This is a genomic window from Flavobacterium sp. P1_E4 (assembly GCF_056405915.1).
The window spans coordinates 1-14297 of record NZ_JBFUBE010000018.1; the positions used below are offsets into that span (position 1 = coordinate 1).

The following is a 14297-nucleotide window of genomic DNA, read 5'->3' on the forward strand; positions in this document are numbered from 1 at the left end:
ACCTCACTTACGTCAATCCTATTAAAAGTTAAAGTTTTTGCTGTACGATTAAAAAACCAAAGATTAATCGATTGGGTAACTAAGGAAATTGAGGGATATAACGGAGATGATATTTTACCTGAATATCGAATTTCTAAATGTAACATTTATGGTAACATCATGAATGGAAGATGGAATTTGACAAACCATCTTATTACTTTGGACGGGTTTCCATCAGAGATTCGTGATACTTTTGAAAAGTTTGAATTTTACCAAGGAATTTCAGAATTGGAACATTTATTATCTGGAAAGTCAAGTACCGTGGGAATAGCTGTTTCGCCAGACATTCTCAACTATCTTACTCAAAATTTGCAAAATCATGGCAATCCGCTCGCCCAAATTTATTCTGCAACTCGTCAAATTGGCACAGGAGCAATTGAACATGCGATTTCTATGATAAGAAACAATGCTTTAAATATCATGTTAGAGATAGAAAAGGAATTTGGATACAAAATAGACATGGCGAAATTAATGGCAAGAAATAACGAAGTAAACCAAACAATTTATAAAATTCTGAATCATATCACTACAGATGGAAGCAATAACATTATAAATACTGGCAACAACACTAATTTAACAGCAAATGGGAAATCGTAATTTCAACATTGACATTCATGATAGTGATAAATTTATAAACGATTTAGTTACCAAAAATTTCACTACCATTGATGGTGAGCATATTTGGGATTTAGGCTTTAATGCCTTACCTCATTGTACTGTTGTTATGCCTACTGATTACCCAAATTGCTGTGAATTCCATAAATCAATAAAAAAAAATGCTCTTGAAAACTTCAAGAAGTTTCCTAATTGCTGTAACTTTCATAAAAACATCAGCAAAAAAGGTTGGTTCAAAAAAGAACTTTATGACCACGTCCCTGAAAAAATTGTCACACAATGGATATATGTAGAATGCTTTCTAGACCAAAATATCGAGAAAGAAGATTGGCTTAGAGAGATTACCGACTATTTTGATTATATTTTTGACAGCTTTGGAACACCAACTTTTGGATTAAGCGATATTATCTCTCATATGTTAAATTACTTAAAAAATAATAACTTTAAAGACAATTTCCCGCTCTGGAAAAGAAAACTTCTAATTGAATTCATAAACGAAAGTTTTAAAGACGAAAAAAGCGCAGAGAAAAAAGCCAAAACAGATATTAACATCTTACACGGAACTTATCAAAAATGGGTTAAGGCTCTGCCGAGCGTAATTAAAGAGAAAGAAAAATTAGAAAAAATATTTCCATTAGGACTTTTAGTGCATTCTCCTCATTACAATAAATTCACACAGCTTACAAAGTATAAAACCCGCACTAATGGAGAATTTGTTGAAATTTTAATAAACACAACAAAAACTTTTCTATCAAAAATTGACTCAACAAAAATAATTGATACACAAAAACATCAGCTTGAAATAATCAATGAAGCTCATAGAATAAAACAAGTTTCACTACTTGAAGCATATAGCAAAAAGGAAATGAAATACATTAAAATCCTTAATATTTGGCTAAAAAATGAAAAAGAATATTTTCAAGAATTAAATTCCGTCCTTAATCCCACCTCAACAGTTGTAAATAACATTTCAATAAAAACTGAAGGTAGTGGCAATATTACTAATCTTGGCAATAATGTTACGATTCAACCTCAGGCAAAACCATAGTATTTAAGAATACCTTCAGCAAGCAAAGAGCCAGCGGCTCCAATTCCAATTTCCCAAGAACCAGAAACGACTTTTCCTATCATCATCTGAATCCATCCTCCTACTTTAGAACCAAATTTTGTTGGTGTTGTTACAGACGCCTCTTCATCAATTATTTCCGTTAGAAGTGCTACGTCTTCATCTGACACACCATTTTCATTTAGGAATTTTTTAAGTGATTCCTTATTACCTTTAATGACAACCGCATTATTAATGACCGTTGAATTATCGCCAGTATTAATTGTATTACCATCTCCCGTTGTTGTTATTTTAATTTTATTCATATAATAATTTATTGTTTGATTAACTGCTTGTTTATCTACTTCACGAGTTTCTAATTCTGTATCGATATTAGGAAAATCTTCCTCCAATTCTAGCATAAGCTCTAACAATTTCGAGCGAATATTCGTCAAAACTTCAACTAATTCAAATACTTGAACATGGGTGCGCAATGAATACACACCAAATCTCAACCCTCTTTCTTTAAGGTCATTAGATAGCATTTGACAAAAATCAACACCATATGGCTTATATAAGGCTCCTTTGGGGTCAGCCGTTGCTATTCCTTCCAGAGATTGTATACTATTAAAAACACTAAACTTTAACATCATTGACTTAACTTCTTCCGAAAATGAAGCCAAAGGCAAAGACTGTTCTGCGGTAAGTTGACCACCCTGTTTCAAAACTGCAAAATGGTTACACTTAGCCTTGCGATAAGATGGAAGTTCAGATTCAATTTCATATCCATTCAACTCTTGAACTACCCATTTATAAAGTCCATCATTTCCAATACGCTTTGCAAATATTTGAGCCTTTAAGAATGGTTTTACTAAAGACTGGTCATCGTCGGATAAAAGATTAATAATCTCGGAAATGTTTTGTGCTTTCATAAAAACAAATATAATGCAAAAGGACTTAACATTTTCATTAGGATGATTCACACTAACCAAATACCCTTATTCCCAATGTAGCTTCTTCTAAAGCAGTTAACACAGTACTATCAATATAATGGTCTCTTAAAACCTTTTCACCACTATGAGAAGTTAATAACCCCGTATTTTTACCCATTGCTCGATGCATCCAAGTTATGTATGTCTTTCTTAAATTTTTCAAACTAACATCTTTTTGTATCCCAGATTCTTTGACATAATGAGAAAACGACTTCGATAAAGCATCCATTATTGTTTTTGCTTTTACATTTCGTTCTGGAAACAAAATATAATCGTCAGTACAATTCTTTGTCTCATATCCCATCTCTAACAACAAGTCAAACAAGTCATCATTAATTGGAATAAACTTATTATACTGTTCTGATTTTTTAATTCTGTTAACCTTCTTATTAGCGATTTTGAAAAATCTTACACCTTCAATCGTAATAAGTATATCGCACCACCTCAACTCAACAACATCTTCTCTCCTCCCACCAGTCAGTAAAAACAATTTAAAACCCTGAACCAAATACGGCTTGTACATGTTTTTCCTTTCTCCTTTACCTCCAAGAATCTGAAACGAATTAGCAACACCAATTGAATCAATAATAATCTGAAATTCTTCTTTTGTCAATGTAGTTACATCTTTCATCACCACAGATTTTGACTCATAAACTGCAAATTGATTCTTCATTACTATCTCTTCAACATCAATTAAAAAAGCAAAAAAAGCTTTTAGAGCTCCCATACACTTGTTGAATGATTTAGCACCGTAATGATTCTCTGCCCATAAATAAAAACGAGCAACATCATGTTGATTCACCTCAACTATTCTTGTAGTCATTAAATTCCTAACCTCATTTAGACTGTCCAAAAAGAATTTACAATATCGCATACACTCCTTCTGATACTCAATAGATACTTTCTTAATTTTATGAACATACTTATGCTGTCCTGACAAATAACGTTGATACTGAACAACTGCATCCAAAATCGAATAATCGTTTCCTATTTCTTGGATAGCAACCTTTTCATAATTAGTAGCCTTTAATTCGTTTTCGAAATCAATAGCTTCTTTAACTGCATCATTATAATTTTTAGAATTCAGAACCTTAGTTCGTTTTTTTCCATCTCCACCAACAACATGTATCTTGACCTTATACCTGTGTATATCATAATGATTACAAGTCGGATTATCTCGTTTACATTTATGACAATAAACCTTCATCCCTTTATGAGGATTCTTAGGAAGCTTTAATTTATTCATTTTGCATATTTTTTATAAAGTTCATTCTCGGTTTTGTTATTTGGTTTTACTTTAGTTGTTGGCTTTGTACTTATTTCTCCTTGAAGATTATGAACAACCATTTCATAAACAGCACTATCTTTTGAAATTCTTTTGTACAATCCAATCCAATCGTCTGGATACTGTTTCCTCAACTCTAAGACTCTTATTTTATCAATCGCACAGTCAACATCAATTTCATATACAAATCGAAATTTGCCAGTTTTATGAATACTAATATCTTTTGATATTAACCACTTTTTGATTGCATCTTCATCTTTTAAGTTGATTTTATCTCCTACCTCAGCTATAGTTAAAATTGAAAGACATATAAACATATTTTCTGTATTTTCATAATTACACTGCAAATGTAGCAAACTTTTATGATGTAAAAAAGCTATTTTCATTTTTTTTATGAAAATACAGAAATTGTAATTATTAATAAACTATATATCAGTTGGTTACAAATAATCTAAAAATAAAAAATCTGTATTTTCATAAAAAAAGTGAAAATATATTTGTGTATTTGAAATATTTAGCTATCTTTGCACTGTAATTGTGAAAATACAGCGACTTATGAAAAATGATAACGAAATAATTTGGTCAACAGAAAATCTAGTCTTATTCGGAACTTGGCTAATAAACAAAGGAGATTATGGATACGGATTTCTTTGTATCCACGGCTCATGTTTAGGTCTCAAAATAGGAACCTTACTAAAATTAAAGTGGAATGACTTCATTAATTTTGAACTTTTTAATGATGGAAATATCGATTGTTGCTATAGTGAACTAATTATAGAAGATTCCAAAAAAAACTCAAAGCAAATACTACATTTAAGTTGGTTTACACGATACAGTACTGAAAAATTTTTTACAAACAATCACGAAGAATACAACTTAGAAACAGATTCAAATATCTATATCAACACCAAAACCAAAAAAGTACTTTCAACAACCAGCTTGAACAGAGAACTAAATAAATTGTATAATGAATTTGAAGAATACATTTTAAAGAATACATTTTTAAAACTCCAACTAAGACCACTAAAATCAAATACAATGGAAATTGCTTGGGCGAGAGATTTTGTGACGAAATACAATTGCACAAAGAAAGCTTTCATTATAGTATCTAAACATATGGGGCATCGAACCGTAAATGATACAATAAATCTATTGGAAATTGAACCAAACGACGAAATAGTGATTAGCTATGATTTGTTCAACCCAAGCCCAAAAGCGGAATCTGAATTTGAGGAAATATTTTTAAATAAAGAAAAATTTAAGCATTATTTACTTAATCAACAGATAGTCACTATAACATCTGAATTCATAAGAAATCGAGACAAATCAAAAGATTATGATATTAGAGACAAAAGCACTTGGGATAATCTCTAAATAACTCAATCCATACTTTTTCAACTTGACAAACTATCCATCAAAAATGGACAGGAAGAAAACTGCCTTAACCCAAAATTTAAAAAAAAATGAAAAACAACGTATTCTATCACATTTCACCAATCGAAAACAAAGATTCCATCTTATCAAATGGACTAATTTCAATATTCTCTGAGATATTTGTTTGTAACGAATTTAATCAGTTAAAAAGGATTGCTTCTGGTCAATTAGGCATCTCTGAATATTCAATCTTTAAAATTTCTTCATCAAATATCACTGGTGAAATTTTAAATGACAATGTTGGAGAATTTGGGTCACAGCATCAGTTTATTATAAAACAGGAATTTATTGAAAGCAAATACATTTCACATGTTGAAGACGTAAAATGGCATCCTTTTGATTTAGCAGAAGCTAATGCTCGTGAGTACGCATTGTCAATAGGTTATCCCGAAGAGCAATACATAAAATTAGCCGTAAGTATAAGTCAAGAATGGTGTGATTACTTTAACAAGAAATACAACACAAGCATTACAGTTTACAACCAACATGTTTTGGAGGGGGCGAGCGGAATTGGGGGAGGTAAATTGGAGTGAAATCTTTTTTCAAGTTGATATGCTTTCTTTTCAAAGCTTACTTCTGGAAAAAAAGAAAAACCTTCTCTCGTTGAAGTTAGTTCTTTGAAATATTGAAAAAAATGAAATCTTCTCGTTGAAGCAAGTTCCTTGAAATATTGAAAATAAAAAATGAATATTATTATTCTTTTTAATAATTGATTATCAGAAAAAACAAATGAAACTTTTCTGTTATTCAGTAATATAATAATTGATATAGTTCTTTTTCTTATTTCTATTCTTATTTAGTTTAATAATGATATAATAGAAAGAGCTTAATTCGGCATCCTCCTGCTTCTACATCAACATATACCTGCTTATTTAGCAACAGGAGGATGTTTAAAAAACAATATACCCTACTGTTAAAACAGCACCAGCCTGCTGAAAAAAAACAACAAATAAATAACTTAAAAAAATAAATATGAAAGAAAATCAAGACCAAACATTTCTACAAGTAGATTATAATTTACTTGCAACTAAAAAACTAAATTCAACTCAAAAATTATTTGTATCCTACATAATTGGATGGCAGAGAACTGGTAAAATTTGTTTTGAAACCAATAGAACCTTAGCTACTAAATTTGGCAAGGAATATGGTGGTATCAGGTCAGTCTTATCATCTTTAAACAAATTTGAATTCTTCAAATCCGTGAGCAAAGATTACAATGAAAAAAATAGTACTTCAGGACATGAAATTACGGTTAACATTGACAAACTTGATGCTTTTTTAGCTCATGAAACTTCGATTCAAAACATCGATTCAACTAAACAAGAAGCAAGTCAAACTATTCCATCAATGACCGATACTCAATACGAGGATTCAAATGAAGAAGTTAGCGATTACAATGTAAAAATCAACACAAGTAAATCAAGTGATAATACACTAACTAAACATCAATTGGGTGACACAATTTCAGTTTATGATATTTTAGGTCAACTTGGATATGAAGAACCAGATGATGTACTAGATTTTATTGAAAAAGCAAATTCCACTTCAATGGATTTTCAAAAATTCATCGTTATCACTAAAAGACTTCATAGCGAAAAAAAACAAAATGATTATAAAGGGATTATAATTACAGATGAAGTCCTTTCAAAAATCAACAAAATGAGCCAAGTTTAAAAAATTCCAATCAAGCGAAGGATGCCCTCCCTCCTAAGAGGACACCCTTCCCTCGTCTCACTTAACATGTCCAAGTTACCTCCCCATTAGATTTCCTTTTGTATTAAGATGACGTATTTAGGCAATGGATAGGCAAATTTCGTCGAAGTGTTTTTTTAAGTCGGTTTTTCGAAAAATTATTTTTATAAATTTTTTACCAAATAAAACCTTCTTATACGATTAACCGTTCCTTTTGGTTCTTAAAATGCAAAACGTTATCCGTTATCCATTCATAAGACCAACTAGTCAAACCTAGCTTTTTATATCAAAAATCGATATTATCATCGATAGGTTAAAAACAGTTTCAAATATTTTTCTAAAAAAAATCAGGAACAGATATTTATAATTAAATGAGCCATGAAAAAAAGAATCTTACTTAAACCATCACAGATGAGAATGTTGATAGACAAAATAGGAATACCGCCTTGTTGCAAATCATTGTCAACAAACGGAGCAACAATTGATGTAATTTACAATGAAAAAGAAAAGTAAAAAGCCACTCCGTATAATGAAGTGGCTTTTAGTTAACAAGAATATAATATTATTACGGAATAGCCGTAAATGTACCTGTTGTGATATTGAATCTTTTTTCTACTATTTTAGTACCATCACAGTAACCTAATGGAAAACCATTATCATTGGTTAAGTTACTAATATTGAATTCCCCTTTTAAGGTTTTTCCATCAAAACTAGTGATTTTTATTGTTCCAGATGTTTCGTCTATATCCCAAAGACTTACTTCTTTATAACAAAGTGAGGAGTCATTTAGAGGTAAAAAGTAATAGGTATTTTTTGTGTATAAATTGTATGTTTTATTTGCAACTAAGACAYTATCAGTTGTCCTGATTGTCAAACTAAATATTTCTAAGATATCAGAAGTCTTTCCTTTTACTTTTGGAGATGCAGTTATTTCAAACTCATTAGCACTAGTTGTTGTATTATCGTTTTTTATCCAATTTACATCAGACATCAAGTAGTTTTGTTCGTACTCGATTTGGTTTAATTTGAAATTTATTGCTGATGTTTTTTCGGAGTTGTTGGTATCATCATTAGAGTCATCAGAATTTGAGCAATTGATAAATAGAAAGCTGGCTAAGAATAGCGATAAAACTTTTTTCATAAGAGTTTGTTTAAATTTAATATTAAGAGTTAAAATGTTTTATCAATATTCCCAACCCCTGTCCAATGTACCTGAATGGTAATCATCTTCATCAGCATTAATATCCTTAAAAACTAGCATATTTCCTAAACCTTCGCTATATTCAAAAGTATATGTTCCGTAACTGCAATTTCCCAGTGTTCTGATTGTTTTATCATATTTACTTGAGCTTCCCGCTTGCATTTGGACACTTCCAATTGATAAAGGAACAGGAGTCTGTTCCTCCCAATCATTCTTTTCATTATCTGATGCTCGTCCATTATTAGATAGGATAATACCTGATTTCCAGCATCTTATTTCTGTATCTGTTATTTCAAATCTGTAATAGGTTATGAGACCGCCCGTGCGAACAGTTTCATCATGCCATTTTCCTTGAATGAAACCCTTAACTTGTTCTGGTGATTCAATAGCTTTGTTACAGCTTGTTAGTCCAATAGCTAGGAAAAGAAGAAAGAATAATTTTTTTTTCATGTTATCTGTTTTAAAATTTACGCAAACATAAAAAAAATTCTCCATATACAGAGTATCCGTATATGGAGTTACACAATTGAAAGGCTTTTTATTGATTTGCTCTATATAAAGAGTAAAAAAATGGATTCAAAAAATACTGCACCCGTTAAGAATGAATCAGAAAACACAGAATCAATCTATCTAAAAAAAATAGGAGAAAGATTAAAATATTTTAGAAAGAAAGCTGGATACACAAACTCTGATACCTTTGCCTATGAAAAAAACATAAGCAGACCTCAATATGGAAAATATGAAGCTGGAGCAAATATCCAACTTAACACACTTATCCGAATTTTAAAATTAATGAATGTTACACTAGAAGAATTCTTTCAAGGTTTTAATGAATATTAAAACTAACTGTAACTTTTTTAGATTATACCCATGGGTTAATACAATTCTAATCAAAATCTAAACACATTTATTGATTTAATAATGTATCAAAAATAAATACTCTAATATTAATACAATTAAATAATTTTATTTATCTTTGTTGAAACAAAAACAACGCAAAGATGAAAACCGCAAAATATATCCGCATTAGTACAACTGAACAAAAAACCGATAGACAGGAAGACAACAGCGTAAAAATGTACATTGATAAATGTAGCGGTTCAATTCCATTCAATGAACGCCCAAGCGCAATCAAATTATTAAACGACATAGCAAACAAAAAGATTGACAACTTAACGGTGCATTCCATAGATAGACTAGGAAGAAATGCTTTTGATATTCAAACAACGTTAAACATGCTAAGCAATCTCAACATAAATGTACATGTAGAAAACATTGGCTTGTACTCAATGATTGAAAACAAACCAAATTCTATATTCAAAATGATTACTGATGTTTTAAGCAATGTAGCCGAAATGGAAAGAAGTAGTTTATTAGAAAGACAAAGAGAAGGAATTTTAATAGCGAAAGCCAAAGGAACTTACAAAGGACGTCAAATGAATACAAATGAAACACCTCAACAATTTTTGTCAAAATATAATCAATCGCATTTATTACTAATTAAAGACAAAAACTATTCAATTAGAAAACTTGCATTGATTACCAATTTATCAAATAACACTATCGTGAAGATTAGAAAAATATTAAATGAAATAAAATAGCAAAACGCAGAAAAATTGTATATTTCGCATAGATATAATGTATATTTGGTCATAAAGAAGTGCAAATAAATTTGTGCAGTTATAAGTGACTTAATCACAAATACAAACGATTGATTGCCAAATGTTAGATGAAGACAGAGCTTATGATGTTGTAATAACACTTAAAATTGCACTACAATTCTTCTGCTGATATTTTATGCAAAAAATAATAATAAATAGAAATATTTTATGGATAGTATAACGTTAGGGTTAACAATTGGAGGTATTATTATAGGTGCATTGGCAAGTTATTTTGTTTCATTACATTTCTTTCAAAAATCAGTTAAGAAAAAAACTCTTATTCCATTTGTTCAATTTGCTAGTAAGTTATTTTCAGAACTTGACCCAGAACTCAAAGACAACTTAAAAGTTAGTTATAAAGATTTAGAAATAGAAAATATTACCCAAGCTCAATTTGTAGTTGCAAACAGCGGAGATATTCCGATTCGTGATATAATAGAACCTTTAAAACTGATATTACCAAAAGAAAATAAAATACTTGGCATAAATATTATACACATTGAACCAGAAGGAAGAAATATTACTTTTAAAACAATTGAGAACGATGACTGTAACTTAATTGAATTTTATGTGCCCTTACTAAATGGAGGTGATTATTTTGTATTTAAAATTCTAATTCAAGATAGCTTGACCCAAGTTAAAGAGATAGAAAATGAAAATAAAAAACAAAAATTCGAATTCCTTATTACTGCTGATGACCTGCCTCCAAAATTAACAATCGAATCATTACCATTTTCATACTATGAAGAAGAAAAGAATAATAGTTATGAATGGGAACCACTTTTGCTAGGCATAGTGTCTCTTTTAATTACTACAGCTATTTTCGGGACAATAATATCATTAAAATTTAGTACCAAAGGACTTTATTTACTCGAATTCAATGAGTTCTTCAATTCCAAAACATTTTCAATTTACAATGTGTATATTTTAATTTTAACAATTATTGGAATTTTATTTTCTGTATTAATGATTATAGGTTTTATAACTTCAATATCACAGCTAACGCCAGATGAGAAACCTAAATTTAAAGTTCCAAAAAAGTTAAACAATGAAAGAAGATTTCCATCATTGAATTTTTTGGATAACTAAAAACTGCTGACATAAAAATTGATTTTATTTAACTAATTTTGGAAAAAAATAAATTATGACTATTAAAGAACTTGCAGATATTGCCGCAAATTACCTAAAAAGCTTTTTTCCTGATGCCGATAAAATTCAATTAGAAGAAATAGAAATAACTGATGACAGTAAATATTGGAATATCACTTTAAGTTATGAAAGTACTGACGCTCCAGATAATAGTGGTGGTTGGTTACTTTCAAAATCAAGAAAATACAAAATTTTCAAGATTGATGCAAAGGCAGGTGATGTTAGGTCAATGAAGATTAGAGATATGAAATGAAACAATTAGAAAGTTTAATTTCTGAGTTAAAAAGTAAAATTGTAACTTTAGATTGTAATGTATTTTTACTTCTTGTAATAGGAAGCTTGGATAAAAAACATATAAGTCTTTTTAAGCGAACTCAGATGTTTTCAGAAGAAGACTATGATTCACTTATTAAAATAATAAAAGGAAGTCAAGTAATGCTAACGCCTAATGTAATCACAGAGGCTAGCAACCTACTAGAATCTTACACATATGCCAAAGAGAATTTTGGGTTGGGTTTACTTAAAAATATTTGTAGCACTATTCCCGAAGTATATGAAAAATCTCAAATACTAACTAATAATCATGCTTATATTAAATTTGGTCTTTCTGACAGTTCGATAGTTAATCTTTGTAATGTTGGAGCTATTGCAATAACTATTGATTTAGACCTTTATGGATATCTGGTGGGGAACAATTATAAAGTAATTAATTTTAATCATGTAAGAAGCTTGTATCTTTTGAAATAGTTAATTGCAATTACGTTCAACTTAAAATACTCAGCCATCACCCACTCCATATTAACCCTCACAAGGAGTGACGATAAGGAGTGACGAAAACAATTTAAAAAGGGTTATTAAGGTTTTTAGCCTATTTAGGAGTCAATGAAATCAATGTTTTAGCTACAAACTAGCTATAAATCTATGATTCATAACCCTGAGGTCACGGGTTCAACTCCCGTCTTCGCTACAAAAAACAAACCCTTAAACATCAATTGTTTAAGGGTTTTTTATTGCTTCTAAACAAAAAGACAGGCTTTTTAATTCCTGTCTTTTCATACTCTAAAAGAGATCACAACCGAATTACACTTTTTATTTTGCAGCAGGAATAATGTCAATTATTACGGTACGATTATAAAAACGTTCTTCCGGAAATTTATTTTCAAATGGAGATGCACTCTCATTTTCACCATAACCGTGCACTTCGAATGTAACATCTTTTCGTCCAGATTGTGATAATGTTTTTTCAATAATGCTTTTCACTTCATTGGCTCTATCCAAAGACAAATTTAAATTATACGATTCTTCACCTATAATATCGGTATGGCCGTGAATAACAACCACTCCATTTTTGGGTATTTTTGGCGTAACCACCTCTGCCAAATATTTTTCATACATAGCAATTGCTTTTGATTTATTAAACTCAAAAATTATGCTATATCTAAGTGCTTCTTCAGTTTTAGAAGGCGTCCAAAGGTACATATGTGTTGTCGTTTCTTTTACCACAACTTGACCACTTTTAGTTTGTCCTATCAGTTTCACTTTATAATCTCCTTCAGGACGAGTTCCCATAATATCTTTACTAGGAATACTTACTTTTTCTTGAGTATAAGGGCCAAACGATTTTAGCTTGCCGTCTGGGTCCGTAATTTGCAATGACCAAGATGAGTATGCTACGTTTGCTCCTGTTGCATCAAAAACAATATAACTGCTTGAAGGTGCTTCTTGAACAGCTACAAACTCTAATGGCTTTAATGGTGCATCTTCTCCGCTTTGAAATTCCATCAACAATTCAGGAGAATTACTTTCTATAGAAACCCTACGGTCTCCCTCACGAAGTAATACTAATTCTTTTGTCCCTTCAGGTTGTTCAGATGGAATGTTTGGTTTTAGCTGACCTTTAGTAGTTATTCTTGATGATTTTATTTCGAACACATTAACTAAGTATGTTTTGATAGATTCGGCCATCACAACACCATCTTCTGATCCTTTTTCTGAAGAACCAACAAGTGTAATAGACGTTGAAGGATTTTTTACCATTCGATTCCCAAGAATATTAATCACGTTATAATAAACAGTCATTTGTCGTGCGGAACGACCTGCTGGGTTTACCGTTGCTGTAGTTGCAATTTGATCTTCATTAAAATCTTTCACATCTTCTTTTCGCAATAATTTGTAACGACTTGGTATTTGATTTGATCCAAGATCATAAAAAACATAATTTCGGAGTGGAAATACCTCTCTTACGTTACGTTCCCCCTGAGTATTCTTAGGAGCATTTACAGAAAACTGCACTTCAGACACTACCACTTCCGGAGTTTCCGCTTTACTTCCTTGTCCAAATTTAAGTGCCATACCTACTCTAAGAGTACTTAAACTCCAAGTTTCCGTAGAACGTGGATGTTGTCCAAAATAAGGTTGAAAATTCACAAACGGAGACAACAGAAATTGTGTTTTATGTTTTTGTGAGGATAACGGAATGTCAAACCCTGCTCCAACTTGCATCGAAATAAGCGTTTCGTCAATATTGTCAAAATCACCTTTTACTTCAGCCGATGCTTCTTGATTGGGATAAGCAGGATTAATTCCTAACTGATATTTAAATGATTTATCCACATTGAAAGCCAAACGTGGCCCTCCGTATATATAAAAATTAGATTTAAAAGGCGCAATACGAATGCTTGGTTCTACAGTGATATAACTTAATTCTGTAGATAAATCTGCTGGGCAATTACAAGGAGTGGTTTTCTGATCAAACGATCCTTTTCTACTGTCATAACCTGCCTGAAACATAAACCCCAATATTGTATTCGGTTTATAAAATTCAATAAGCGGTGCCAAATAAAGCCCTGCTCCTTCTCCATTATGAAAAGTTACCGGAGGAGTTAAACTCGAATTAAGCTGATGTGTCGAACCACGATAAAAACTAAAATTGGTTCCAGCTGCAACACCAAAGTACCAAGAAGGTTTTGTGTAATTAACCTCTTGTGCCTGAAGCTTTGTTTGAGCACTTAGGCACAACAACGTCAATAAGAAAAGGCTGTTTAGGAGAATGTTCTCTGAAATCCAAGTTGTATATAATTCTGTTTTAAAACTAATTTTAGTTTTCATTTTATGTCTATTTAGATGTTATTTTTTTATTGAGAAGAATCCCGTCCGAAAACGGGATATACTGTTTAGAAATGTC

General features: G+C 30.9%; 17 protein-coding genes. 11 read left to right on the forward strand and 6 right to left on the reverse strand.

Annotated features, from left to right (window positions below):
* On the forward strand, positions 1-636 hold a 636-nt coding region (locus tag AC1DY0_RS14980; protein ID WP_477189392.1), incomplete at its 5' end, for an AbiTii domain-containing protein.
* Positions 623-1702, forward strand: a complete 1080-nt coding sequence (locus AC1DY0_RS14985) for a hypothetical protein (protein ID WP_477189393.1) — start codon at positions 623-625, stop codon at positions 1700-1702. The genes AC1DY0_RS14980 and AC1DY0_RS14985, both read left to right, overlap by 14 nt.
* Here AC1DY0_RS14985 and AC1DY0_RS14990 read toward each other — a convergent pair.
* From AC1DY0_RS14990 to AC1DY0_RS15000, 3 genes are read right to left on the reverse strand one after another with little or no spacing between them, the layout of a single operon-like run.
* On the reverse strand, positions 1687-2631 hold the full coding sequence (locus AC1DY0_RS14990; protein WP_477189394.1) for an AbiTii domain-containing protein: 945 nt from the start codon (positions 2629-2631) through the stop codon (positions 1687-1689). The genes AC1DY0_RS14985 and AC1DY0_RS14990 overlap by 16 nt on opposite strands.
* Positions 2632-2683: 52 nt before the next feature.
* Positions 2684-3937: a tyrosine-type recombinase/integrase gene (locus AC1DY0_RS14995; RefSeq protein WP_477189395.1), complete on the reverse strand. Its 1254-nt coding sequence runs from the start codon at positions 3935-3937 to the stop codon at positions 2684-2686.
* A complete protein-coding gene (locus AC1DY0_RS15000; protein WP_477189396.1) occupies positions 3934-4362 on the reverse strand; it encodes a hypothetical protein in 429 nt (142 codons plus the stop codon). The genes AC1DY0_RS14995 and AC1DY0_RS15000 overlap by 4 nt, the downstream gene beginning before the upstream one ends.
* A gap of 169 nt (positions 4363-4531) precedes the next feature.
* On the opposite strand from AC1DY0_RS15000, the gene AC1DY0_RS15005 reads away from it, so the two are divergent.
* From AC1DY0_RS15005 to AC1DY0_RS15020, 4 genes are all read left to right on the forward strand, one after another.
* Positions 4532-5350 (forward strand): hypothetical protein, encoded by an 819-nt coding sequence (locus tag AC1DY0_RS15005; protein ID WP_477189397.1) that lies wholly within the window; start codon positions 4532-4534, stop codon positions 5348-5350.
* An 89-nt stretch (positions 5351-5439) separates the two neighbouring features.
* Entirely contained in the window at positions 5440-5943 is a 504-nt protein-coding gene (locus AC1DY0_RS15010) for a hypothetical protein (protein ID WP_477189398.1), read from the forward strand.
* A 439-nt stretch (positions 5944-6382) separates the two neighbouring features.
* Positions 6383-7084, forward strand: coding sequence for a hypothetical protein (locus AC1DY0_RS15015; protein WP_477189399.1), 702 nt, complete (start codon positions 6383-6385; stop codon positions 7082-7084).
* 396 nt (positions 7085-7480) lie between these two features.
* Positions 7481-7615, forward strand: a complete 135-nt coding sequence (locus AC1DY0_RS15020; protein ID WP_477189400.1) for a hypothetical protein — start codon at positions 7481-7483, stop codon at positions 7613-7615.
* 52 nt (positions 7616-7667) lie between these two features.
* On the opposite strand, the gene AC1DY0_RS15025 is transcribed toward AC1DY0_RS15020, so the two are convergent.
* Both AC1DY0_RS15025 and AC1DY0_RS15030 read right to left on the reverse strand, forming a co-directional pair.
* Complete coding sequence (locus AC1DY0_RS15025; RefSeq protein WP_477189401.1) at positions 7668-8243, reverse strand: hypothetical protein; 576 nt, start codon at positions 8241-8243, stop codon at positions 7668-7670.
* A 42-nt stretch (positions 8244-8285) separates the two neighbouring features.
* Positions 8286-8753, reverse strand: a complete 468-nt coding sequence (locus AC1DY0_RS15030) for a hypothetical protein (protein WP_477189402.1) — start codon at positions 8751-8753, stop codon at positions 8286-8288.
* A gap of 120 nt (positions 8754-8873) precedes the next feature.
* Here AC1DY0_RS15030 and AC1DY0_RS15035 point away from each other — a divergent pair, with 120 nt between their 5' ends.
* The 5 genes from AC1DY0_RS15035 (at position 8874) to AC1DY0_RS15055 (ending at position 11860) form a co-directional block, all read left to right on the forward strand.
* Positions 8874-9143 carry a helix-turn-helix domain-containing protein gene (locus AC1DY0_RS15035; protein ID WP_477189403.1) on the forward strand — a complete coding sequence of 90 codons (270 nt, stop codon included), beginning with the start codon at positions 8874-8876 and terminating at the stop codon, positions 9141-9143.
* A 161-nt stretch (positions 9144-9304) separates the two neighbouring features.
* Positions 9305-9904 (forward strand): recombinase family protein, encoded by a 600-nt coding sequence (locus tag AC1DY0_RS15040; RefSeq protein WP_477189404.1) that lies wholly within the window; start codon positions 9305-9307, stop codon positions 9902-9904.
* 228 nt (positions 9905-10132) lie between these two features.
* Entirely contained in the window at positions 10133-11053 is a 921-nt protein-coding gene (locus AC1DY0_RS15045) for a hypothetical protein (protein WP_477189405.1), read from the forward strand.
* A 55-nt stretch (positions 11054-11108) separates the two neighbouring features.
* Entirely contained in the window at positions 11109-11366 is a 258-nt protein-coding gene (locus AC1DY0_RS15050) for a hypothetical protein (protein WP_477189406.1), read from the forward strand.
* Positions 11363-11860, forward strand: coding sequence for a PIN domain-containing protein (locus AC1DY0_RS15055; protein WP_477189407.1), 498 nt, complete (start codon positions 11363-11365; stop codon positions 11858-11860). The genes AC1DY0_RS15050 and AC1DY0_RS15055 overlap by 4 nt, the downstream gene beginning before the upstream one ends.
* 342 nt (positions 11861-12202) lie before the next feature.
* Here the strand turns inward: AC1DY0_RS15055 and AC1DY0_RS15060 are convergent, their stop codons facing one another.
* Positions 12203-14221 (reverse strand): OmpA family protein, encoded by a 2019-nt coding sequence (locus AC1DY0_RS15060; RefSeq protein ID WP_477189408.1) that lies wholly within the window; start codon positions 14219-14221, stop codon positions 12203-12205.
* Positions 14222-14297: the final 76 nt, after the last annotated feature.

Excerpts from the sequence above, each read along its gene's own strand:
- AC1DY0_RS15045 (WP_477189405.1), top strand. The coding sequence starts at position 10,133 with ATGGATAGTATAACGTTAGGGTTAACAATTGGAGGTATTATTATAGGT.
- AC1DY0_RS14985 (WP_477189393.1), top strand. The coding sequence starts at position 623 with ATGGGAAATCGTAATTTCAACATTGACATTCATGATAGTGATAAATTT.
- AC1DY0_RS14995 (WP_477189395.1), bottom strand. The coding sequence starts at position 3,937 with ATGAATAAATTAAAGCTTCCTAAGAATCCTCATAAAGGGATGAAGGTT.
- AC1DY0_RS15055 (WP_477189407.1), top strand. The coding sequence starts at position 11,363 with ATGAAACAATTAGAAAGTTTAATTTCTGAGTTAAAAAGTAAAATTGTA.
- AC1DY0_RS15010 (WP_477189398.1), top strand. The coding sequence starts at position 5,440 with ATGAAAAACAACGTATTCTATCACATTTCACCAATCGAAAACAAAGAT.
- AC1DY0_RS15030 (WP_477189402.1), bottom strand. The coding sequence starts at position 8,753 with ATGAAAAAAAAATTATTCTTTCTTCTTTTCCTAGCTATTGGACTAACA.
- AC1DY0_RS14990 (WP_477189394.1), bottom strand. The coding sequence starts at position 2,631 with ATGAAAGCACAAAACATTTCCGAGATTATTAATCTTTTATCCGACGAT.
- AC1DY0_RS15040 (WP_477189404.1), top strand. The coding sequence starts at position 9,305 with ATGAAAACCGCAAAATATATCCGCATTAGTACAACTGAACAAAAAACC.
- AC1DY0_RS15015 (WP_477189399.1), top strand. The coding sequence starts at position 6,383 with ATGAAAGAAAATCAAGACCAAACATTTCTACAAGTAGATTATAATTTA.
- AC1DY0_RS15035 (WP_477189403.1), top strand. The coding sequence starts at position 8,874 with ATGGATTCAAAAAATACTGCACCCGTTAAGAATGAATCAGAAAACACA.
- AC1DY0_RS15050 (WP_477189406.1), top strand. The coding sequence starts at position 11,109 with ATGACTATTAAAGAACTTGCAGATATTGCCGCAAATTACCTAAAAAGC.
- AC1DY0_RS15000 (WP_477189396.1), bottom strand. The coding sequence starts at position 4,362 with ATGAAAATAGCTTTTTTACATCATAAAAGTTTGCTACATTTGCAGTGT.
- AC1DY0_RS15005 (WP_477189397.1), top strand. The coding sequence starts at position 4,532 with ATGAAAAATGATAACGAAATAATTTGGTCAACAGAAAATCTAGTCTTA.
- AC1DY0_RS15020 (WP_477189400.1), top strand. The coding sequence starts at position 7,481 with ATGAAAAAAAGAATCTTACTTAAACCATCACAGATGAGAATGTTGATA.
- AC1DY0_RS15060 (WP_477189408.1), bottom strand. The coding sequence starts at position 14,221 with ATGAAAACTAAAATTAGTTTTAAAACAGAATTATATACAACTTGGATT.